Here is a 578-nt window from a genome sequence, read left to right on the forward strand (position 1 = left end):
CCCGGCGTTGCATACGCCGCTGATGTCGGTGACCAACGCGATTTCGTCGGTCATCGTGGTCGGTGCGCTGCTGGCGACCGGCGTCGCGCTGGTCGGCAACGACGACGGCCCGCTCTGGGCCCGCGCGTTCGGTTTCGTCGCGCTGGTTTTCGCATGCATCAACATATTTGGCGGCTTCCTTGTCACCCAGCGCATGCTGGCGATGTACAAGAAGAAGCAGAAGTAAGCGGGGCCGGGGGAAACCATGAACGCCAACATCGCCGCCCTGGCCTATCTGGTCTCGGGCGTCCTCTTCATCCTGGCCCTGCGGGGGCTGTCCAGCCCCGAGACCAGCCGCACCGGCAACCGCAACGGCATGATCGGCATGGCCATCGCCGTCGGCGTCACCCTGTGGACCCTGTGGGGCCAGGGAACGCTGGACGCCGTGACCCTGGGCCTGATCGTCGCCGGCGTCGCCGTCGGCGGGGGGATCGGCGCGGTGATCGCCCGCCGCGTGCCGATGACCTCGATGCCGGAACTGGTCGCCGCCTTCCACTCGCTGGTCGGCATGGCCGCGGTGCTGGTCGCTGCCGGCGCGT

General features: G+C 68.7%; 2 protein-coding genes. Both read left to right on the forward strand.

From position 1 onward, the window contains the following. A partial coding sequence (locus D1614_RS28480; protein WP_147384401.1) for an NAD(P) transhydrogenase subunit alpha part 2 occupies positions 1-226 on the forward strand: 226 nt, incomplete at its 5' end. Positions 227-244: 18 nt separating this feature from the next. After that, positions 245-578, forward strand: a 334-nt coding sequence (locus D1614_RS28485; protein WP_175579317.1) for an NAD(P)(+) transhydrogenase (Re/Si-specific) subunit beta, incomplete at its 3' end; no start/stop codon positions are given.

Origin of the sequence: Maribellus luteus (genome assembly GCF_003576475.1) — a bacterium.
GTDB lineage: Bacteria > Bacteroidota > Bacteroidia > Bacteroidales > Prolixibacteraceae > Draconibacterium > Draconibacterium luteum.